The following is a 21314-nucleotide window of genomic DNA, read 5'->3' as shown; positions in this document are numbered from 1 at the left end:
ACCACGGTGCTGAAAATCGAGCAGGACCAGTCGTCCACGGCCCTGCCATGGGATATCTGGGACGCCGCCGGCTTCAGCGAGGGGTTCCGGTTCCGGGATCTCATCGAAACCACGATCGAGCACCTGGACCCGACAGTACGCGCACCGGTCACAGAGTGGCTGTCCAGCTATGATCACCGCTACCGCTGCATCACCATCGACGACCAGCTCGCGTGGCTGGCACGACAGATACGCAAACCGCACCGAGGCCAGAACTGGTGGTACTACCGAGTCCCGAACAACGGGCCGATGCGCCAACGCTACGACACAGAACTCGCAGCCTTCGAAGAATGGCGACGCGCACGCGAAAAAGAACAGACCACAACCGAATAGCTCATCCAGGGCGGTCGGACTATCCCCACGACCAGGACCATCATGCCCTGTAGTGTCGTTCACTTGACGCTGCCGAAAACAACTGTGAGTTTGAGGTGGAGTATGCCAATTTCCGTCAGTAGTGTCATAGAAGCGTGGGGACAACCGACATTCCGCAATCCTGTACCAGCGGATCGGTTCGACACATACGCTGACGCCGTTCCAGGTTTCCTGCTCGAACTGTGGAAGGATCTGGGGTTTTCAGGGTTCAAGAACGGATTGTACTGGATCTGCGATCCCATCAAGTGGCAATCGGTCGTCGATGAGTGGACATCAGACCTCGAACTGCCATTCGGTTCCGACAAATGGACTGCGGTGACCAGATCGGCTTTCGGCGAAATGAGGCTGTGGGGTGAGCGCACGGGTATGAGCATTACAATGTATCCCTGCGTTGGTCAGATTATGCCCACCGACAATTCAGACGAAATGTCCAATGATTTCGAGAAGGATCTTCAAATATATGTATCGTTCATAGCAGACGCACGAGGAGGAATGGACCTGGAAGGCGAGGACGACCGAGGCCTCTTCAAACGAGTATTGAAGAGGTTGGGTCCTGTTGATTCTGAAACCATGTATGGGTTCGTACCGGTTCCCGCCCTCGGCGGGACGATGATGCCTGAGAACATCGAGATCCTGGATGCAGAGGTTCATATGCACTTGTTGAGTCAAGTCACACCCCGCACTCTCCTGGTTAATAACCCATACCTCTAGCGATGCGTGCCGATTCGATCTTCAATCTCACTCAAACCTATTGTCTCCAAAAACACCGGCGTTGATGAGTCGATACTCCGGGCGTCAAAACGCATCTTTTTCGATCACGACATGAGGTCTTGGTAGCGCCGGAAACATCTATCAAAGGACTTTTCACCCCCCCGCGAATATATAGCAATACTTTGACAGAATGCCAGATCGGGAGAACTTGACGCTAGCGAGCTTGAAGAATCCCGTCACCTAATTGCACACGAATACATCGAGCGCGGATTAACGGGAGCCGGGATCCCGTATCTACCTGATGTTCGTGAAGCATGGGGATTCTATCTGGAAGAAAATACTTGGGGTCGAATCAAGGTGCCCGACAACTTAATAGGCGCCGGTGCTCATGAACTCGCCCCCAATCCCGCAGATGGAACACTAAAATGGGAGAGAAGATTTGGAGTTGAGGCTCCGTCGATTTCTCTAGGTGGCGACCTCATCGAGCTCAATGATACTATTAAGGAAATAATTCGGAAACTGAAAGCAGAAGGAACGTTCGATGAATGATGTCCCACCACTCAATGTTCTAAAGCGACTGCGAGCGATCGAGTGGGACAATTTGGATGGAGCGATCAATAGTCGGTACTCCAGGAACCTACTCATGTGGGAGTATCTGAGACGTACCGCACTGTGGGTCAAACTCCATGATTTAGACTGCCCCTGGCCACTGTTTGACATTGCAGAATATATTGCGCCAGACTTCCATCTGGGCCGCCAAATCGATAGTGAATTAGAACAGTTTTTGATCAGATCCTCCAATCTCGGCGTCTTTGTTGCGAGAGCGGTTCGAGGTGCCGTCCGATGGGCGGGGCTGATAGACAGTTCCAACGAGATTGCTTCAGTTGAAATCCCCTGCCCGTACGAGCCGCTCATCGTAATGTTTGAGCGCGGTGGCGGCTTCTGGCTCGAAGAGTTTATCGACTTACAGGGCTCTATGATTCCTGTCTCGAGCATTGAATCGAGCATGAGATTCGACCCTTTTCTCGTTACGTCTAAAGTTACTCTCGATGCTTATGACATGCTCAGCGCTCCCGGCTACAAGACATTCTATGAAATACCAGACATAGCGGATACCTCGGGTACATCTCAGGTGAAGTTGATCAGACGTTATTTTCTTGCCAACCAGGATTCTCTGCCAGTTGATGAGAGTCTGGATTCTGAATTGAATTGGACGAAAACCTCTCAACTCTACCGCCTGGAGGGGTCGGGTCACGACATTAGATATCTCGAGGTCGATCAGCACCGAGCAGCTTCTATTATCGAACAAAAGATTTGCTGGAATCAAGGTAGGAATACGCCCCTATAGGTAGCGCCAATCTCCTTCAGGATCTTCGGTCCGGCACAATTGGCTTCGTAATTGAACAATGGACACAGTGCACGTTGGTTGAGGCGCCCGGTTGTTTCCGGACAGCAGCCTGAAGGGCTATTTCTGCCAACTGCCCGGTTCAGGAAGTCGTAGTGCACCTGTAGATCGGCCCCGCCACCACCCTGGGCGATCTTTCGGTTCACCACCGAGTAGTGTCGATCCAGCGACCGCGCGATCTCCGGCCCGCTTCATCGATCGTGAACCGCCGAGAGATCTCCTCCCGATCCGCGAAACTAACCACCCGCTTCACGAAGGACGTCGCCGACGGCCAGTTCGACCGCCGTCGACAGATCACCGCTATCGGCACGCTGCCGACACGTTGCTGAACGCGGTCGGGCTTCCCTCCCCTACAGCGGTGTCCGCATCAGGATCACGTTGTACTGTCGGTGAACTGTCAACAGGAAATACAGATCGCTACCCGTCTGGTACGGGAAGATCATCGGCGCGTAGGCCGTAGGCAGCGCAGCAGAATCCACCAACACCCGCGGTGCACTCCACGGCCCCTCCGGCGCCGGCGCGGTCCGCATCACCACCGACGTCGCTGGATCGGTGGTCAACATGACGTACTGCCCCACATGCCCGTTCCACGCCACCGACAACTCACCCACACCACCGACAATCGGGGCCGCCGCAGAAGCCTCACCCGCCTGCCAATTCTCACCGTCCCAATACTCGTAGGCATCGATATCGGCGATCGCCGAACGCGGTGCACGAGAGACGAACCCGGCGTTGTCGCGGCCTGCCGGCGTGCCGTAGCGGTAGATGTAGCCGTCGGCGGCGAGGAACGCATTCTGCTGGAAATTCTCATGGCCGTCGGTATTGGCGCGGCGAGTGGTGGTGAGCGGGTTCCACGACTGGCCGCCATCATGCGAGGCAGCGAGCGTGGAGTAGTTGGTTTCCCACCGACCGTGATCGCCCCACTCGCGCACCGACATCAAACTCATGTACTGCACGCCATCGACCGCGATCCCCGCCGTGGGAATGAGACTGATTTCGATACCCGGAATCTTCGGGCTGGGCAACGGATTCAGCACCACGCTGTCGAAATGGATTCCTTGGGCCGGGTCGGGGATCCCGCTGCGGAACACCGCATTGCTGTTCCATGCCCACACACTGCCCGCGAGCAGATTGGGCAGACCCAGCCCAGCACTGTCACCGAACGCGGTGAGCATGTGGCCATTGCCGTCATCCCACATGATGCCCAGATCCGTGCCGATCACATTCACATCCTGGGTGCGGTTGGGGCTGTCCATCCCCGTCACCTGGAACACCGCCTGAGTGGGTCCCGGCAACTGCGGTAGACCGTGCACACCATTGAGCGCCGGAATCGGCATCACGTCATTGGGATCGGCGCCGGCGGACCCGGCGGCCACGAGACACACCACCGCGACGGAGGCAAGCGCAGACAGCGATCGTTTCATCCGGGACTTCCCCCTCGGGCAGCGCGTCGGTCGAGTCACCCCGGAGACTGTACCGGCTGGCCCGGCCCTGACGGCAGCAGCTACGCCAACGGCCCCGTCCCGCACTCGCGGTGCGGGACGGGGCCGTTGCGGTGAGCCGAAGAGCGGATCAGAACGCCGCTTCGTCCAGCTCCATGATGTCGTTGTCGAGGTTCGACAGCACCGCGCGGGTGGCGGTCAGTTCCGGCAGCACATTGCGGGCGAAGAACTGTGCGACCGCTACTTTGCCCTTGTAGAACGCCTCGTCGGCGCCCGTCACGCCCTTGTTGAGCGCCGCGATGGCGATCTCGGCCTGGCGCAGCAGCTGCCAGCCGACCAGCAGGTCACCGACCGCGAGCAGGAACCGCACCGAACCCAGGCCCACCTTGTACAGCTCGGTCGGCTGCTGCTGAGCGCCCATCAGGTGACCGGTCAAGGTGGCGGTCATGGCCTGCACGTCTTCCAACGCGGTCGCCAGCAGCTTGCGCTCACCTTTCAGCTGGCCGTTGCCCGCCTCCGAGTCGATGAACTTCTGCACTTGGCCGGCCAGGTGGCCGAACGCCACGCCACGATCACGGGCGATCTTGCGGAAGAAGAAGTCCTGCGCCTGGATCGCGGTCGTGCCCTCGTACAGCGAGTCGATCTTGGCATCCCGGATGTACTGCTCGATCGGGTAGTCCTGCAAGAAACCGGAACCACCCAACGTCTGCAAGGACTCGGTCAGGTACTGATAGGCCCGCTCCGAACCCACACCTTTCACGATCGGCAACAGCAAATCGTTGACCCGCGCCGCGAGCTCGGCATCCACACCGGAGACATGCTCGGCGACATCTGCGTTCTGGTGCGCCGCGGTGTAGAGGTACACCGCACGCAGCCCCTCGGCGTAGGCCTTCTGCATCGCCAAGGACCGACGCACATCCGGATGATGAGTGATCGTCACCCGCGGCGCGGACTTGTCGGTCGCCTGGGTCAGATCCGCACCTTGGACCCGCTGCTTGGCGTACTCCAACGCGTTCAGATAACCGGTGGACAAGGTGGCGATCGCCTTGGTGCCCACCATCATGCGGGCGTGCTCGATGACATCGAACATCTGCGCGATGCCGTTGTGCACCTCGCCGACCAGCCATCCCTTGGCCGGGATGCCGTGCCCGCCGAAGGTCACCTCACAGGTGGCCGAGACCTTCAGACCCATCTTGTGTTCGACGTTGGTGACGAACACGCCATTGCGGTCACCGAGTTCGCCGGTCTGGTGGTCGAAGTGGAACTTCGGCACGAAGAACAGCGACAGCCCCTTGGTGCCCGGGCCGGCGCCCTCGGGGCGAGCCAGCACCAAGTGGAAGATGTTGGGGAACAGGTCATCGGCGTCGGCGGAGGTGATGAACCGCTTGACACCCTCGATATGCCAGCTGCCGTCCTCCTGCTTGATCGCCTTGGTGCGACCGGCGCCGACGTCCGAGCCGGCGTCCGGCTCGGTCAGCACCATGGTGGCGCCCCACCCGTTGTCGGCGGCGATCTTCGCCCAGCCCTTCTGCTCTTCGGTGGCGTTGTCGTAGAGGATGTTCGCGAAGCCGGGGCCGGCGCTGTAGAGGAACGCGCCCGGCTGCGCGCCCAGCATCAGCTCGGCGATGGCCCAATTGGCGGCACGCGGAATCGCCAGGCCACCGAGTTCCTCGGCGACGCCCAGCTTGTCCCAGCCGCCGTCCTGGATGGTGCGGTAGCTCTTCTTGAAGAATTCGGGCAGCTCGACGGTGTGTGTCTCGGGGTTGAAGACCGGCGGGTTGCGGTCGGCTTCGGCGAACGATTCCCCGAGCGGGCCTTCGGCCAGGCGACGCACCTCGTTGAGCATCTCTTTGACGGTGTCGGTGTCCAGATCGCCGTAGGCGCCGCTGTCCAAGATGGAGTCGAGGCCCAAGACCTCGAAGAGGTTGAACTCCAGGTCGCGGACGTTGCTCTTGTAGTGGCCCATTGTCAGTACTCACTCTCCGTTGAGTTGGTGCGGTCGGTCGGTTGCCGTTCCCGCCCGTTGTTCGCTCAACCGGGTGATCACACCGGTCTTCCGCATGCTACTCGCGGGTAACTTACCCCTGCATATTACCGGGGAGTAATGACGAGTCAAAGAGCCGTGCACACAAGTGTGACGTGTTTTACACCGTTAGAACGGTGGCGCTCTCCGCTGCGGAGATGTCGTGCCACCGCGGCGGCACCCACAGTACTACTGTGAGGTGTGCGCATCGAAACACCTGCCGGACCGGCGGAACTCGAACTCGACCAGCCGCGCGATCCGGCGTTTCTGTTGATGCTCACTCATGGCTCCGGTGGCGGTGTCGACACCAAAGACCTTCTCGTTGTCCGTGATTGCGCACTCCAGGTGGGCGGCGGGGTGGCGCGCGTGCTCCAGCCCTACCGCGTAGCCGGGCGACGAGCGCCCGGATCGGCAGCCAAGCAAGACGACGCATGGCTCGAAATCGTCGCCTATCTGCGCGAGCGGTTCCCTGTGCCGCTGCTCCAAGGCGGGCGCAGCAACGGAGCGCGGGTTGCCTGCCGCACCGCGGTCGCAGCGCAGGCTCATGCCGTGCTCGCGCTCTCCTTCCCCCTACACCCGCCCGGCAAGCCGGAGAAGTCTCGCCGCGACGAGTTGCGCGCGCCCGGCGACATCGACGTCCTGGTGATCAATGGCGCCAACGACCCGTTCGGCATCCCCGATCCAGGCGATGCGGCAACCGTCCAGGTGATCCCCGGCCAAGCGCATTCCTTCCGCGCCGGTTTCGATCTCATCGCCGAGACCGTGACCCCGTGGCTGGCGCGCTGGTCCTGATCCGATCCACGCCGGGCCAGGTCAGGCCACCCGATCTGCCATCGTCACTCGACCGGACGAGTCGCGACGACCAAGGCGTCGATGGCGTCACCGTTCTCGGTGGGGCGAAGCACCCGGTCGGCTACCCGCACACGGACCCGATCGTCGTCCACTGCCGGACCGAGATCGGCGACGATGTCGTCGGGGGTGAACAACAGTGCCGGATCTTGCGGCCCGCCGAAACCCTCGGTGAGGTTGAGGGTGTCGTGCCCGAGCACGATCAGCGTGCCCTCGGTGGCCAGCAGATCGACCGCGGCCCGCAGCACCGCGCGGCGATGCTCGGCCGACAGGTGCAGGAACACCATCAGCACCAGTTCGAACGGCCCGACGACTCCCGCCGCGGACAGATCGGTGACGTCGGCGCATTGCCAGGTGATCCGGCCACGCACCGAACGCGACAAGCGCGCGGCAACGGTACGGCCCTTGTCGATGCCCACCTGGGAGTAGTCGACCGCGCGCACCTGCCAGCCGTGTGTGGCGAGCCAGAGGGTATTGCGGCCTTCGCCGCACGCCAGATCGAGTGCGCGGGGGAGTTCCGGCGGCTCACCGCCCGCCGCGGACGGCGACCGTGGCGTGCGGCGCTGCAACCCGAAGACATGTTCGACCACCGTGCTGTTCGGCGGCGCTCCCCAGACCAGTTCCGTCTGCGCATAGCGCTCGTCCCAGTCTGCCGCATCCATGCCGCGAGTCTATCGCTGCGCGCCGTCACCCGGCCGGCGCGCGCGTCGGCCGAGCGAAGGCGCCCGACCGAATGGCCTTGGCCTACAGTGTCGTGCGCATCAGCAAGACGTTGTATTGGCTGTGCACCGTGGTGAGGAAATACAGGTCGCGCCCGGTCTGATACGGAAAGATCGAGGGGGCGTAGGCGCTCGGCAGCTCCCGGGTGTCGATCAACACCTCCGGGCCGCTCCACGGGCCGGCCGGCGACGCCGCGCGGCGCATCACCACGGAGTCGAACGGGTCGGTGGTGAGTGAAATGTACTGTCCGAGATAGTCGTTGTACATCACCGACAGTTCGCTCACGCCCCCCATGATGGGCGCGGCCGCGTCCACGTTCCGCTGCCACCGGGCGCCGTCCCAGTACTGGTACGCACCGAGATTCGTGATATCCCGCGCCGGAACACGAGCGACGTAGGCCGCATTGTTGCGCCCGGACGGAGTGCCGTATTCGTAGATGTACCCGCCGTCGGCGAGGAAGGCATTCATCTGGAATTTGGAGTTGCCGCCGGTATTCGGTCGCCGAGTCTCCGGAAGCTCGGCCCAGGTCTCACCGTTGTCGCCGGAGACGGCCAGCTCGGAATAGTTGGTGCTCCACCGACCGATATCGTCCCAGCTCTTCACCGACATCAGGCTCATGTACTGCACGCCGCCAACCGACGTTCCTGCCGTCGGAATCCGACTGATCTCCAGGAAAGGAATCTTCGGGCTGGGAATCAGATCGCGCGCCTGGCCCAACCCGTCGCGGACCACGCTGTCGAAATAGATTCCGTTGGAAGGATCTTTGGTATGGCTGCGCACCAGGATGTTGCTGCGCCAGGCCCATACACTGCCCGAGAGCAGATTCGGCAGGCCGAATCCGGCGGTGTCACCGAACGCGACGAGCATTTCGCCGCGCCCGTTGTCCCACATGATGCCCAGGTCGGTGCCGAGAACGTTGTAGGTGTGGGTGCTGTTCGGGCTCGCCATCCCGGTCACCTGGAAGACCGCCTGGGTGCGGCCCATCAGGTTCGGCAACCCGGTCGTCCCGTTGATTACCGGAATCGGGTTGACGGCGTTCGGATTGGCGATGACTGGGGTGGCGGCCGTCGTGCAGAGCAAGGCCGAGACACCCACCAGCGCTGACAGCAACAAGGATCCGGTCTTGATCAAGTCTGTGAGCCCTCCGGTCTATCGCCGAGAGCGGTGCGAAACACAGAGGCCCCGCGATACACAGACCCTTCGCAGGGGTGCCGCGCACCACTAGTCGACTGGCTGGCAAATCTTCAGCAGCCTAACAGCGCGACGCCTGGGTATGCGGCACATATCCCGGAATGGCGAATATTCAGCTATTGATCTGATCGGTTGCTGACCGCCTTGCGCAGCAGCAGGGGAAGCTGAGCTGCGCGCTCGAAGGCAAGGGTGCGCCGCACCGAGGAGTGCCAACTGCGATCGAACAGCCGCTTGGCTGCCGCGACCGTGTGCGGCGGCCGGCTCGCAATGCGGTCGGCGAGTTTCTCCGCCTCGGAGATCGGGTCGGCCGTCACCTCGGTGACCAAGCCGATCTGCGCCGCGTACGCAGCGTCGACGACATCCGCAGTCATCGTGAGCAACAGCGCTTTGTCCATGCCTACCAGCCGAGACAGTGCTACCGCCCCGGTCATGTCCGGGACGAGGCCGTGCCTGGCCTCCATGACGGAGAACCCCGCGTCGGGCGTGGCGAACCGAACGTCGGCAGCGAGCGCGAGCTGCAACCCGCCGCCGAAGCAGTGCCCGTGGACTGCGGCGATCACCGGCACAGGAAGCCGACGCCACGCCCAGCACGCTTCCTGGAAGGAGTTGGTGCCGCGCAGCGGCCAGGGAAGGAAGTGCCGAGCGATCGCCAGCGGATCGCCAGCCGCTGCGGAGATGTCCAATCCGCTACTGAAGCTGGGACCGTTACCGGAGAGGACCACCGCGCGAACCCCCGGTCTCCGCGCAATCTCGCGAGCGCTAGCAATCAAGTCGCTAATCATCTGCAAGGTGAGGCCGTTGTGCTTGTCCGGGCGATCGAGCATGACGTAGGCACGATCGTCGTCGAACCGCAGCGCGATAGTGGTATCCATTCCCGAACACTATCGGCGGTTCGATTCGACAAATGCGGCAGTCACGAAGCGTAGGGAGCATCGGCCCGACCTTTCGCGGATGTCCGGACAAGCGCCTCGAGGTCCGCCTCGAGGTCGTGGACACCGACACCTTGTGGAGCGAATCGACACCGCGGTGCCAGCGGCAATGGATCTGTGAGCCCCCGTCGTCTCATCGAATAATGGTGTACGACAAGGATATTGGCATCGACAGCGGCGAACGACTACCGTGCAGCGCGGCGGGGCACTATCGTGGCCACGCCACTGATAGTGGCCAGTCGAGAAAGAGGAGTCAGGTGCGGATCTGCTTCATCGCCGCGGCGCTGATCGCGCTGCCGGTATTCACCGCATGCGGAAGCGACACCGCTGAGCCCGACGTGACACGGGCCGATATCGTCGAGTCGCTGCAGGGCAAGGGGCTCGACAATCCGGAGTTGGCCGATTGCGCTGCGGGAATCTTTCTCGATCTAGAGATTTCGCAAGCCGGACTGCGCGTCATGATCAGCGACGAATACGACGAAACGACTCCCGATCAGGAGACGCTCGGAATGAGTGAGGAAGACGCGGACAAGGTGCGTGGCGCCAGCGGCCGCATCGCCAGTGAGTGCTTCTCGGTGGAACCGCCGGGCTGAGTCCGATCAGCCGCAAGGGCTTGCCTACAGCGCTACAGTGATCTCGATCACTGTGGTCGATCCGGTGTCCAGTCCCTCGGCCACGCGCACCGCCTTCTTCACCGGAAGGACGTACGTCCCAAGGGACTTGTCCGGGAACAGCGACGTCGACCATCGGCTACTGCCGATGACCACGTGTACCCGCACCGACCCGAACCCGCCCGTGCGATGCCCGTAGCGCTCCTCGATCTCGTCCGCCACCGCCTCGGGCAGCGACACGAAATACCATGCGACCTTCCCTTGGGTCTCCCACACCTGCGCAGAGAACTCGTACCGTGCTCCAGTCACGCAATGACCGTAGCGGCCGATACCGACAGAATTCGGCTCTGCGGACCGTCCGTTGCGGGTCCGCCGACCTCCTGACATCGGCCGGTGTCGGCAACTGCGCCAGGACCGGCGATAGAGCAGTTCGGTTTTCAGGGTAGAGAAGTAGTTCTCCATGAGTCGGTGTTCAGTATCCGCACCGGAGTGGGCACGTATGTACGAGCGCTGCTCGGTTGGTCTCTACCAAGTTGTAGGCCCGCTCGGTCGCGACCTCGGCCTGGTCGGCGCGTTGTTGCGTCCGCACCGTCGAGCTGCCATCCTTGGGTTCATGATCTTCAGTGGAAAGGGCGTCCTGCGCCCGGCTCGATGAGCCCCCGTGAGGCCACATTTGTGGCCCACGCACTATCTCTCTCCGCTCTTCACGGACTTGGTCCTTGGCCGTGTAATGGGTACCCGCTACCGGACGAGCAGCCGACAGCAACAAACGAACTCGTCCTCCCCAGTGTTGCCTTCGATGGCATCAGCACCCATCACCTCAGGCCTCGAGCGCAACCGGTCGCCGAACTCACCGACCATATTCTCGCCGACCTCGATGATCCGGCCCGCTTGCTCACGCACTTTGCCCGGGTACGGGCGATAGACGTCGCCGACGAACTCGTAACAGAGCTGCGATCACGGCGTTTCTCCGTCGAAAAGCTCTACTGGGCAGCGCGATTCGTCACCGAGAACGCCACACAGCGGGAGGCCGCCAAGCTCGGCATCGTTTTGCTGGGCACGTGCGGTGACGAACGCGACTGCGAGCTGCTGCAGTTACTGGGGTCGTTGGAAGAATTCGCGCTCTTCGCTGTCGTCGCGCTGATGAACACCCAGCCCGAACCGCAGCGCGCGGTGTTCGAGCTGGCGCAGCGGCACGATGGTTGGGGGCGTATTCACGCGGTGGAGCGGCTGGCAGGCTGCACCGATCCCGACATCAAAGCGTGGTTGTTGCGTAGCGGCTTCCGCAACAACGTGATGAACGAGTATCTCGCCTATATCGCCGCCACGACCGGCGGCCTCTACGAGGCTCTACTCGAGGATGACGTCGACGACGCTCTGATCGACGGTGCCGCCGACATCCTCGAAGCCCTCGCGAACGACGGTCCCGCCGAAAACATGAACCACTACGACGACGCGGTGCCCGTCATGCATCGCTTCGCTGAACTCCTCGACCGGTCCGAACCCACTCTTGGGCGCCTCGACACGGCACTAACCCTCGAACGCCGGCTTTCCGGTGGCGATCTCGACTGGCCCGACGGCGAACCGGCTCGGCTTCGAGCTCGGTACGCTTCTCTCACGACGCAGCAACGGTGGCGTGATCTGGTGACCTATGAGCTCACGTCGCACACCGACCCTGCCGATCCGCAAGCGCACGACGAGCGCCGCTCCCACAGGTTCGAGGTCGCACTCTCCTGCGCGGGACGACTGGGCATGGACGCGCTTCCCGATGCCCTCGCACACTTGCGGTTCGATCGTTACAACGCCTATATCTGGCAGTGGGCGATGCGACAAGCCGATCAGGTCACGATCCAGCAGATTGTCGATCTCGCCGAACACCTCCTCCCACTCGAGGAGCTGACCACCGGACCGTCCGAAGCGCTCGGCCTGAGCTCGGAGTATCAAGCCGACAGGGCACTCGAGGCCATCGTCTGGAATCTGAGCGAGCATCCGGGTGTCGGCCGCACATTATTACCGGTCGCGCTCGGCAACCGCGTTGTTCGGTGTCGCAGCACCGCCCTCACCGTCCTCGCTGCCTGGCCACCGGACACTCGCCCACTCCAAACGCATTCCTGGGTCACGGCGGCCGCGGAGCGAGAGACCAACCTTGCTCTCCAACGAGACATGCTGGAGTTCCTGAAGACGTGAAGCGGATCCGCGGTGCATGCAACTACCGGATGCAGACCAGGTGCCCATTGCTGATCGACGGCTTGTGATGATTGCCTGCGCTGGATCCGGATCGGTGCGCTGTGCGCTCAACTGACGAAAACCCGCCCTGGCCAGGGCGGGTTTTCTGTGGAGCCGATGACGGGAATCGAACCCGCGCTACTTGCTTGGGAAGCAAGAGTTCTACCATTGAACTACATCGGCAGGTACCCGAGGTACATCCGAGACTGTAGCAGAACCACCGCGCAGCCGGGGAAAAGTCCTGATAAATCACCCTGACCTGCAGTGACATCCGCCAACGAGGACGCATCGTAGGCGGCTGGGCGTCGGGTGGCGATCTGGTCGAGTCCAGCTTCGCGACCACACGGAGCACCGAAGGCTCCCGGGTGGCCACACAGGCGGCACGTCCCGGCGCTCGAGCGAGGCCAGCAGATAACCGGCCCACCGATCGCTGCTCGGCGTCGACACCACATCCCGATGCTGTGCAACCTATTCCACACGGTCTGCACTGCCCGGTGACCGAGGCCACCGAACGTATCGACGGCGGACTGACGTGGCATTATGAGAGATGTCACCGGCCTACGGAGCCGGTCGGGATGGGTTCGATGTGATGGTAGGAAACCCACATCAGGAGTGGCATGTGAGACGCGCCAAGGCCGCGCGGACTCTGGCCAACATGGTGGATGAGTTGTTTGTGGAGCGGTGGCCCCAGGGTAACAAGTTCGCCACTGTGGAAGTGGCCGACTTCGTTTCTCAGCGCATCGGTCGAGACATCGACCGCCAGTACGTCTACCGGATTCGCACCGGCAAGGTTCAGAAGGTCGATGCGCGGATCCTGGAAGCCATCGGCGAGTTCTTCGGTAAGCCCATGACCCACTTTTCGTCTTCGTCGCCGAGTACCGATCTGGACGAGGAGTTGGAGGCGGTGTTGGCCGAGGGCGGGTTCCAGATTGTTGGAATGCGGTCGGCTGCGTTGACCCCCGCGGCACGTGAAGAAGTGTTGCGCTTGGTGAAATCGCTGGCAGACGTGGTGAAGGAGGGATCAGTGGACCCGGAGGCCCGGCAGTAGCAATGGCGTCGTGGTGGAACCGAAGGATGGATGCGGTGGTGGCACGGCTCGTGCCACCGACGAGACCCGCGACCGTCGACACGGTTGTCGAGCGGGCGGCGACCGAAGCAGGTATGGCGATTCGAGTCGTGCCCGCAGTCGAGCGGGGGACGGATCTGTCGGGCTTGGTGGTCACGAGCACCGCCGGGCGGTTGGGAATCATCTTCGCGCCCGCTGACGCACGCACGGACTATCAGCTCTACATCGTGGGTCATGAGCTTTGGCATTTGATCCGAAGGCACACGTGCAGCCGTACCGCGTGGACGGCCGAGTACACGAGCCGGTGGGCGGCGTGGCGGTCGCGCCGACGTGAGGCGGCGTGTGATCGTTTCGCCCAGCGACTCGGGTTGGCAGTGCGGCGAAATCAGCAACGCGCTAGCCACCCGATTGCCCGGATTATGCTGGATGAGGCGTTCGGTGTGCGACCCTAGACGGTGAGTTCAACACTTTCGACCGGGTGGAGTTCGACGCCTGATGGTTTCGTGGATCGCATGGGTGGTTGTGGTAGTCGGCGCGGCGATGCTCGGACACGGGATCGTCCAGGGGATTGCGACACGCGCGGTCATGGGGTGGGCAATCGTGAGTTACGCGATGACCTTGCGCACCTACGCGCCGCTCGGGGCGCTGCTGCAACCTCGTGAACCGCTGACCATCGACGAGCGAGTCTGGGGCGCCACCTGGACCGTGTTCTCCGGTACTGCGGTCCTGGCCTTGCTGCTGGCCATCCATTGGGCCCATCGCACAGGCGAGCCCCGATGGATTGCCTCCGGACCGATGAGCCGGCACCTGGTGATTCTCGGCATCACGGCGGTCGTGAGTGTGGTTGTGCTGCGAGTGGTGCACCTGCCCGGTCCGGAGTTGAAGCCGAGCACCGACTTCCTCAACGACTACGGCGGCGATTGGCGGGTGCTGATCTACCAGGTGGTCTTCGCTGCCTGGCAAGGAATTCCACTCGCCGCGCTCGGCTTCATGACCTGGCGCTATCGCCGTGGCGTCGCGCCGTGGGTAATCGCGGCCGGATGTGTGTGCGGGCTGTTCTGGGCTGTGTGGAAGCTGGTCGGCGAGTGCGTGCGATTCTTCGGTGGACAGAAGATCCCCGCCGCGTCGCCGGTGAGTATTGCTTCAGGAGCGGCCGCGCTGGTCCTGATCGTGGCCGGGCTGTTGATCGGGATAACCACCTCGACGGTCCGGCGAGCGCGTGAACAACGCTGGTACACGCAGGCTCGCCAGGCCGACGACGACCGTCACTATGCGCGCAGAGATGCCGCGTAGGCCTCGCGCAGTTGCCGCTTGTAGACCTTGCCGGAATCGTCGCGGGGTAGCGAGTCGACCACAGTGACCGACGCAGGAATCTTGTAGTCGGCCAATTGCCCACGCAGGCCCGCGTGGATGGTTTCGCTGGTGAGCACGGCGCCTGGGCGGGCGACGACGTAGGCGGCCACGACGTCGCCCAGATCGCCGGTGTGGGGTATTCCGAGTACGGCTACGTCTTCGACCGCTTCGATGGTCATGATGGCGTTCTCGATCTCGGCGGGATAGATGTTCACTCCGCCACGGTTGATCACTTCGCTGCTGCGCCCGGTGAGATAGAGGTATCCCTCGTCGTCGATCCGGCCGAGGTCGCCGACCCACAGCATGTCTTGCACGGGGCTGTCCGGCGCGCCCCGATTGAGGTAGGTGAACTTCGGCCAGTAGTCGGCGCCGCGCACGTAGACGCGGCCGATCTCACCGGCCGGGAGCGGGGCGCCGTTTTCATCGGCGACGAGTACCCCCGAGCCGTCGACCGGTCGGCCGACGCTGCCGGGGTGTTCGAGCCATTCGGATGCGTTGATCCAGGTGATGGTCCCGCACTCGGTGTTGCCGTAGAACTCCCACAGGACGTTGCCGAACCATTCGATTGCGGCGCGTTTGACCGCCGGCGGGCAGGGAGCCGCCGAGTGGATCAGATGGGTCAGGCTGGAAACGTCGTAGCGGTTGCGCACATCCTCGGGCAAGCCGAGCAACCTGCTCAACATGGTGGGCACAACCTTGGCCTGCTGAATCTTGCTCTCGTGGACGTGCTGGAGGAATCGCTCGCTGTTCCAGCGCGGCATGATCGTGATGTTGGTGCCCATCCGCAGTGCGAGGACGGCCACCGCGTTCGGACTGGTGTGGTAGAGCGGACCCGCGACGAGCATCTGCCCGCCGGGGGTCAGTCCCATGCGCTGCGCGGTGGCGCCTGCGATCGACAGCAATTGCGCGGGTGTCATGCGCTCACGCAGAACGCCTTTCGGTGCGCCGGTGGTGCCCGAGGTGTAGATCAGGCCCATGGAGTCGGCGATGGCTCCCTCGAGGTGGCCGAGCGGTTCGGGATGCGCGTCGATCCACTGCTCGAGCGTGGGGTGGCGCCCGGTCACCTGGGTCGACGTTTCGTCCAGGCCCGCTTCGTGGATCGTTTCCTTCGGCATCGCCACTTCGAGCACCACCGGATCCACCCCGGCCCGCTCGCGGGCGGCCTCGATCACGGGCACGAACTCGGTGTGTGCGATGGCGACTCGTGCGCCGCTGTCGGCGAGCACGTGCGCGACTTCCGGGGCTTGCCAGCGGGTGTTGATCGGCACTGGATTGCCACCGGCGGACCCGATGGCCAGCGAAATTTCGAGGAATTCGATGTCGTTGCGGGCCATGACCACGACCCGGTCACCGCGTCCGATGCCGGCCTCGATCAGCGCGGCCGCGATCTGTCCGGCCCGCTGGTGTGCCTCCGGTTGGGGTCGTACTCGAGCACCGCAGGTGATGGTGGGAGTCGCCTGATCAGTCATGTGCCGCAGTCTGCCACGCCCCGATCGGTGTGGGGGAGTGACGACCTCGCCCGTCCACAGGGGCTGGCGGTCATCGGTGCGAGCACCCATCCACGTCGATGCGGAACCCGTCCCATCCTGCTGTGAGTGCCACAACGGCCACAGTGTTTGCAGCACGTGGGCCGACTGCTCGGTAAGGAATCGGATCGACGTCAGGCAACTCAACAGCTACCAAAGCGGCTAGTGGGCTGCCGGGGTCGTATGGTTTACTCGGTCCCATACACGATCAAAAATGATCGCGTATGGAGAATGGGGTGTACGGCTATGCATACGATCTCGAAGCCGCCAACGCCCGCGAGAGTACGCGACATGTGCGATATCGATCAGAGCGTCGATGGCGCAGCGACCTCCAGTGTCGCCGGTACCGCCATCGACGCAGCCGCACTGGGTATTCCGGCGGCGTTGTCGCTGGCGCGTCGGCACGGACGTGTGCCACGGTCGGCCCGGTCGCACATGCTGATGACAACTCCGGTGATGTGCCGATGTCTTGGGCATGGTGAAGTCGGTCCGCCCACCGGAGGGGAGTGGGCGGACCGACGTCGAGGCAGAAACGATGGTTGCTATCCCAGCTCGCCTCGCTATGTCATTTCATCCCTACAGCTTCCCGGACGATAAGACACTGACCGGCTGTGGTGCGGCGAATCGAATCCGACGATATCGAGCATCCCGGCATCGGTTGGGTCGGCGATGCTACTCACGAATTTGCGCCTATCTCCCTACTTCTACTTCCGTACCCGGCTGTCATGCCCAAGGTCGGCGGCCCAGTACTGAAGGCGGTCCGCCGGAGAATTCCGACGGACCGCCTCACATTGCGATACCTATGTCAGGGGTGATCGAGTTCGCCATCCACTACACCAGCCGTGAACGCATCCCACTCGCCGGGCGTGAACACCAGCGCAGGGCCGGTCGGGTCCTTGGAGTCACGCATACCGACCATGCCCCCGTCGAGGTGGGCCACCTCTACACAGTCCTGGCTGGGCGAACTCCGGCTGCTCTTGAACCATTGCGCCCCCGTCAGATCAATGCTCACTGGGCCAACTCCTCTGCGATATCAAGGATGACACGCTTACTCGCATCATCATCCAGCGCCAAACGCTGTAGCCGAGTGTAAACATTTCGGTACTCGTCCACTTCGGTCGGCTTCTCGAGATACAGCGCGCCCGTATGTCCCTGGACATACACCACGGGCGGCTCGGTCAACCGAGCGGTTGGGTGTTTCGGGAACTCGAGCAGCACAAAACTGCCCGTCAGCAGACCGGGATGCATATCAGCCGACCTTGGTACGACGCGCACGCGCACGTTCGGTCGGCCGGACATCTCGATGATGTGGTGTAGTTGGGCGGACATGACATGCGGCCCACCGACAGCCCGGTAGAGCGGCAGTTCATCGAGGACGACGTCCAGTATCGGCCCGTTGTTGTCGTCACTCACCAGTCTCGCTTGCCGACGAGTCGCCAATTCTATTCCGCGCTCGATTTCCTCGGTTGGCATCGAGGGCGAGTCCTCCCACTGCAGTACTCGCCTATAGTCCGGTGTCTGCAATAGCCCAGGGATGAGCGAAGATTGGTACGTATTGATCCGACGTGCGGCCGATTCCAGCCCCACATAGGGCTCGAAGTGCTTGGGAATGGTGTCACCGTAGGTGTGCCACCATCCTTTGTGCTTGGCTTCTACTGCAAGCCCCAGCAGGATCTCGGTTTGCTCAGGGCTGGCACCGTACGCCTCGCACAGACCCTTGATGTCGATCGGACGCAAACGGACATTCTGCCCGGTCTCGATGCGCCAAATAGTTTGCTTACCCGCAGATATAACGTCCTTCGCCACATCCATTGGTATGCCGGCCTTCTCGCGTAGCCCCTTCAGCTCACGCCCTAGCAATCGCCGGACAAGAGTAGACCCGGCGCCAGCGTCATCTATCATTTCCCCTCCGCTTCCGAACGAGTTTCGCTGATTCGGTTCCCTACCGGAACCATACTTGCACGGCGAACGGAACCCGAGAGGATTTCTACGGAACTTTCCCTGAAAAGCTCTGCCCAGCAGGCTATGCACATGCTCTTCTGGTTGTGCGCCTGGTAGAGAGCACAACCCTGTAGGTCCGCCCTCGGAAGCCTGCTCTCCGGTCCCGGTATCGGCTACAGGGACACTCCGGGACAAGGTCGGGCGCACCCAGTAGGTCCGATACGAGCAGGGGATTCATGAATTCGAGGCGATCACAAACAAAGACATGGCAGTGGTGCCGCGCCTACCGGCAGGTAGGGCTACCGGCACAGATGCACCCGGGCACCGGACGGATCACGGTCAGCACCACGCAGGTATGGGCGGTCACCATGCCGGCTCGTATGGCCAGGCGTGTGATCGAGTGGATGTGGAGAGTGGGCTACGGGATCGGGCCGATAGTCTCGCGTCCACGCGTAGCCGAGTGGACTTTCCTCGTGCGCCCGGATCGCGAATTCGGGATGCTGCTGCACCACGAGCTACAGCGGGCAGGCGCACGCATACTGCGGGAGAGTAGGTCGGTCCTCCTGCCCAGCCCAGCCGTTGGGGGTGGGCTGGTGCGAGCGTGGGTAGCACTCCCCCGCACGGGAATCTGGCCATCGGTGCAGCAACTCGTTCGTGCGATCAGCGCATGTACCAGCGACAACACTCACCAGCACGAGCGGGTGACGACGACGCCCGAGCGTAGGTGGTAGTGGGCAATGGCACTGACCGAAAACCAAGCGAAAATTCTGGCCGCACTCGCGGGTGAACCCGATCGAAAGCTGACTGCATGGCAACTGGGACAGCGCACAGGACTCACAGCACCCGCTATTCGCGACGAGCTACACGGCCCGCTATACGACGGATTCGTGACCGGCTCGCCTTACGGCCCCGGCCGCTGGCAGATCACCGCCGAGGGAAGGGCATTGCTACGCACCCGCCCATACCGTGAGAACCTCCCGCCCCATGACACAACCATGCGACAGGGGGACCGATGACGAGACCGAAAGCTCTCGGGTACCTGCGCCGCGACGTCTCCGGCGCCACACAGCGCTGGCATGAAGCTCAGATCCGCATCCTCGCTCGACAACTCGGCTACGAGCTGACGAAGACGCTCGTGTTCAGTGCGCGTACCCAAACACCGGTCACGGGGCTGATCGCCGCTGTCCATCGAACCGGTGTCACCGCAGTGATCACCCCCACTGTGTGGCACTTCGGCTCACGGGTACCTGATGAGTTGGCCCAGGTGGCCGACGTGATCACGGTGACGCCGAAGCGAACATATCCCCGGACTCGGCCCTAGCGTCGCATCGACAACCTGAAGATCCCCCAGGCCCTATGCCATACCTGGGGGATTCCCCGAGGCTACCGGAAATCGTGTGGGTTGCATCCGAATTACGCTTTCAGAGTGCGGTTCGCGAAGCCCAGTACTCGCGAAGACTTCGAATCAATCCGTTCTCGAACTCCAGGATCGCGACCTCACGCATCACTTTCCGAACCTGTTGCGGCACATCGTCGAAACGCGCCTCCCACTCGGCGATCGCAGTGTCCGCGTCGGCGTCGACATACAACGACAGCAGCCGGCAACTGATGTTTGCCTGCGCATCGACAACTTTCGATTCCCAATAGTCGCGAATGCCCGACCTGCGTTCGATCGCAGCGTCGAGGACCCGTTCGTGATAGGTAGCGTCCTCGGTGAACACGGTCGTGATCAGATCCGGGTCTTGGCTGGTCCACGCTCGAATGTAGGTGTCCACCACGTCTCGAGCATGCTGCCTGGACAGTGTCATGATGCCTCCGCGACATAGGTCAACGTGAGCGAGCCATCGGTGCGCTGGTCGAGTAGAGCGTAGATCAGCGCCGTCCGCATACGCCTGCGCAGCTGTGCTGCGGATCGCCACCGTCGTCGAACCTTCCATCGGCTCCCACCGATAGCGTGATGCGCACGCCCTGGCGCGCCGGACTCCGGCGGACCGGACAGTCGAGTCGGTGTCCACTTTGGCGTGAATTCGAGCATTACTGGCATTTACGCCACTGGTGACGAGCTTCGGTACCCGTTTGACTCATGTGCACAGAAGAGTTTCGACGACGAAGGAGGTCCGCCATGGCTGCGCCGACGGGTATCGACTGGGAATGGGCCACCCGCACCGGTGGTTCACTATCCAAAGAGCAGCGCCGCAAACTCGGACTGACGATCGCTCGCACGCTGCCCGGCGATGCGCTCAACCGAGCCCGGCTCGCACTGGGCCGGCGCGGACGCGGCACACTGGAGTTCACCGGCCTGCGGCTGCCCGACTCGAAACTGGCTGTCGCGGCGGAAACCGAGGCCCGTGAAACCCTGACCCCGCACATGCTGGAGCACTCGTTCCGGACCTACTACTTCGGGCGCGTTCTAGCCGACCTGGACGGCGCGACCTACGACGACGAACTCGTCTACGTTTCGTGTCTACTCCACGATCTGCAGCTCGAACATCCCACGCCAGGACGGTGTTTCGCGGTGACCGGCGCGGAACGCGCCGTCGCGTTCGCCCTCGACGCAGGCGCCGATCCTGCGCGCGCAGACGCGATCGGCGCGGCCATAGCCGCCCATATCACCCCCGGAGTCGCCGACGATCTCACCGACCCCGGCGGTTTCGTGTCCGCAGGCGCACGAACGGATGTGATCGGCGCACGACTGTCGGAATTCGATCGAGACTGGGTCGCCGAATTGTTGCGGCGTCACCCGCGCCACGACTTCAAACGTCATGCGCTCGCAGCGATGGAGAACGAAGCGAAAGCAGTGCCGGAGGGGCGGATCCACTTTCTCGTCGGTGCGGGCTTTCTCACCATGATCCGCCGAGCGCAATTCGCCGAATAACAGTGGATCCAGGGGACCTACCGGCATAGAACACC

At 62.6% G+C, this 21314-nt stretch carries 23 protein-coding genes and 1 tRNA gene; 13 read left to right on the top strand and 11 right to left on the bottom strand.

Annotated features, from left to right (window positions below; all coding sequences use genetic code 11):
- The 3 genes from K940_RS33055 to K940_RS30880 all read left to right on the top strand — a co-directional run.
- Positions 1–372 (top strand): hypothetical protein (locus K940_RS33055; protein ID WP_028478392.1); only part of this gene is annotated, 372 nt, incomplete at its 5' end.
- A gap of 102 nt (positions 373–474) precedes the next feature.
- Positions 475–1122, top strand: a complete 648-nt coding sequence (locus tag K940_RS0116100; RefSeq protein WP_028478391.1) for a GAD-like domain-containing protein — start codon at positions 475–477, stop codon at positions 1120–1122.
- 541 nt (positions 1123–1663) lie between these two features.
- Entirely contained in the window at positions 1664–2470 is an 807-nt protein-coding gene (locus tag K940_RS30880; RefSeq protein ID WP_155980912.1) for a hypothetical protein, read from the top strand.
- Between the two features lie 407 nt (positions 2471–2877).
- Here K940_RS30880 and K940_RS0116085 read toward each other — a convergent pair whose 3' ends face one another.
- Both K940_RS0116085 and K940_RS0116080 read right to left on the bottom strand, forming a co-directional pair.
- Positions 2878–3951 (bottom strand): DUF4185 domain-containing protein, encoded by a 1074-nt coding sequence (locus tag K940_RS0116085; RefSeq protein WP_028478390.1) that lies wholly within the window; start codon positions 3949–3951, stop codon positions 2878–2880.
- Between the two features lie 148 nt (positions 3952–4099).
- Complete coding sequence (locus K940_RS0116080) at positions 4100–5935, bottom strand: acyl-CoA dehydrogenase (RefSeq protein WP_028478389.1); 1836 nt, start codon at positions 5933–5935, stop codon at positions 4100–4102.
- 258 nt (positions 5936–6193) lie between these two features.
- On the opposite strand from K940_RS0116080, the gene K940_RS0116075 reads away from it, so the two are divergent.
- Positions 6194–6784, top strand: coding sequence for an alpha/beta family hydrolase (locus K940_RS0116075; protein WP_028478388.1), 591 nt, complete (start codon positions 6194–6196; stop codon positions 6782–6784).
- Positions 6785–6828: 44 nt separating this feature from the next.
- On the opposite strand, the gene K940_RS0116070 is transcribed toward K940_RS0116075, so the two are convergent.
- The 3 genes from K940_RS0116070 to K940_RS0116060 all read right to left on the bottom strand — a co-directional run bounded on the left by K940_RS0116070 (position 6829) and on the right by K940_RS0116060 (position 9624).
- Positions 6829–7503: a bifunctional 2-polyprenyl-6-hydroxyphenol methylase/3-demethylubiquinol 3-O-methyltransferase UbiG gene (locus K940_RS0116070; RefSeq protein ID WP_028478387.1), complete on the bottom strand. Its 675-nt coding sequence runs from the start codon at positions 7501–7503 to the stop codon at positions 6829–6831.
- Between the two features lie 82 nt (positions 7504–7585).
- The gene (locus K940_RS0116065) at positions 7586–8692 is read right to left on the bottom strand and encodes a DUF4185 domain-containing protein (protein WP_028478386.1); all 1107 of its coding nucleotides are present in this window, start codon (positions 8690–8692) and stop codon (positions 7586–7588) included.
- Between the two features lie 176 nt (positions 8693–8868).
- Entirely contained in the window at positions 8869–9624 is a 756-nt protein-coding gene (locus K940_RS0116060) for a crotonase/enoyl-CoA hydratase family protein (protein ID WP_036528823.1), read from the bottom strand.
- 314 nt (positions 9625–9938) lie between these two features.
- On the opposite strand from K940_RS0116060, the gene K940_RS0116055 reads away from it, so the two are divergent.
- Positions 9939–10274 carry a hypothetical protein gene (locus K940_RS0116055; RefSeq protein WP_028478384.1) on the top strand — a complete coding sequence of 112 codons (336 nt, stop codon included), beginning with the start codon at positions 9939–9941 and terminating at the stop codon, positions 10272–10274.
- A 24-nt stretch (positions 10275–10298) separates the two neighbouring features.
- Here the strand turns inward: K940_RS0116055 and K940_RS0116050 are convergent, their stop codons facing one another.
- Positions 10299–10601: a DUF1905 domain-containing protein gene (locus tag K940_RS0116050; RefSeq protein ID WP_028478383.1), complete on the bottom strand. Its 303-nt coding sequence runs from the start codon at positions 10599–10601 to the stop codon at positions 10299–10301.
- A gap of 582 nt (positions 10602–11183) precedes the next feature.
- Between K940_RS0116050 and K940_RS28605 the strand changes: the two genes are divergently transcribed.
- A complete protein-coding gene (locus tag K940_RS28605) occupies positions 11184–12479 on the top strand; it encodes a hypothetical protein (protein ID WP_051407249.1) in 1296 nt (431 codons plus the stop codon).
- Positions 12480–12627: 148 nt separating this feature from the next.
- On the opposite strand, the gene K940_RS0116035 is transcribed toward K940_RS28605, so the two are convergent.
- A tRNA-Gly gene (locus K940_RS0116035) sits at positions 12628–12701 on the bottom strand.
- Positions 12702–13137: 436 nt separating this feature from the next.
- Here K940_RS0116035 and K940_RS0116030 point away from each other — a divergent pair.
- The 3 genes from K940_RS0116030 to K940_RS0116020 are packed head-to-tail and all read left to right on the top strand — an operon-like array spanning position 13138 to position 14877.
- Complete coding sequence (locus K940_RS0116030) at positions 13138–13566, top strand: hypothetical protein (RefSeq protein ID WP_155980911.1); 429 nt, start codon at positions 13138–13140, stop codon at positions 13564–13566.
- 35 nt (positions 13567–13601) lie between these two features.
- On the top strand, positions 13602–14036 hold the full coding sequence (locus tag K940_RS0116025; RefSeq protein WP_155980910.1) for a hypothetical protein: 435 nt from the start codon (positions 13602–13604) through the stop codon (positions 14034–14036).
- Between the two features lie 43 nt (positions 14037–14079).
- Positions 14080–14877, top strand: coding sequence for a hypothetical protein (locus tag K940_RS0116020; RefSeq protein WP_028478380.1), 798 nt, complete (start codon positions 14080–14082; stop codon positions 14875–14877).
- On the opposite strand, the gene K940_RS0116015 is transcribed toward K940_RS0116020, so the two are convergent.
- From K940_RS0116015 to K940_RS0115995, 3 genes are all read right to left on the bottom strand, one after another.
- The gene (locus K940_RS0116015) at positions 14853–16406 is read right to left on the bottom strand and encodes an AMP-binding protein (RefSeq protein WP_028478379.1); all 1554 of its coding nucleotides are present in this window, start codon (positions 16404–16406) and stop codon (positions 14853–14855) included. The genes K940_RS0116020 and K940_RS0116015 overlap by 25 nt on opposite strands.
- Positions 16407–17268: 862 nt before the next feature.
- Positions 17269–17475 carry a DUF397 domain-containing protein gene (locus tag K940_RS0116000; protein WP_028478376.1) on the bottom strand — a complete coding sequence of 69 codons (207 nt, stop codon included), beginning with the start codon at positions 17473–17475 and terminating at the stop codon, positions 17269–17271.
- Positions 17472–18365 carry a helix-turn-helix transcriptional regulator gene (locus tag K940_RS0115995; RefSeq protein ID WP_028478375.1) on the bottom strand — a complete coding sequence of 298 codons (894 nt, stop codon included), beginning with the start codon at positions 18363–18365 and terminating at the stop codon, positions 17472–17474. The genes K940_RS0116000 and K940_RS0115995 overlap by 4 nt, the downstream gene beginning before the upstream one ends.
- 275 nt (positions 18366–18640) lie before the next feature.
- Here K940_RS0115995 and K940_RS30875 point away from each other — a divergent pair, with 275 nt between their 5' ends.
- From K940_RS30875 to K940_RS0115980, 3 genes are read left to right on the top strand one after another with little or no spacing between them, the layout of a single operon-like run.
- Entirely contained in the window at positions 18641–19135 is a 495-nt protein-coding gene (locus tag K940_RS30875; protein WP_155980908.1) for a hypothetical protein, read from the top strand.
- 6 nt (positions 19136–19141) lie between these two features.
- Positions 19142–19420, top strand: a complete 279-nt coding sequence (locus tag K940_RS0115985; protein ID WP_028478374.1) for a hypothetical protein — start codon at positions 19142–19144, stop codon at positions 19418–19420.
- The gene (locus tag K940_RS0115980) at positions 19417–19725 is read left to right on the top strand and encodes a hypothetical protein (protein WP_028478373.1); all 309 of its coding nucleotides are present in this window, start codon (positions 19417–19419) and stop codon (positions 19723–19725) included. The genes K940_RS0115985 and K940_RS0115980 overlap by 4 nt, the downstream gene beginning before the upstream one ends.
- Positions 19726–19825: 100 nt before the next feature.
- Here K940_RS0115980 and K940_RS0115975 read toward each other — a convergent pair whose 3' ends face one another.
- Positions 19826–20212, bottom strand: a complete 387-nt coding sequence (locus K940_RS0115975; protein ID WP_028478372.1) for a nuclear transport factor 2 family protein — start codon at positions 20210–20212, stop codon at positions 19826–19828.
- Between the two features lie 314 nt (positions 20213–20526).
- On the opposite strand from K940_RS0115975, the gene K940_RS0115965 reads away from it, so the two are divergent.
- Complete coding sequence (locus tag K940_RS0115965; RefSeq protein WP_028478370.1) at positions 20527–21279, top strand: HD domain-containing protein; 753 nt, start codon at positions 20527–20529, stop codon at positions 21277–21279.
- The last annotated feature ends 35 nt before the right edge of the window (positions 21280–21314 follow it).

It is taken from the genome of Nocardia sp. CNY236 (genome assembly GCF_000482385.1).
Classification (GTDB): domain Bacteria; phylum Actinomycetota; class Actinomycetes; order Mycobacteriales; family Mycobacteriaceae; genus Nocardia.
This window is presented reverse-complemented; position numbering and strand designations above follow the sequence as displayed.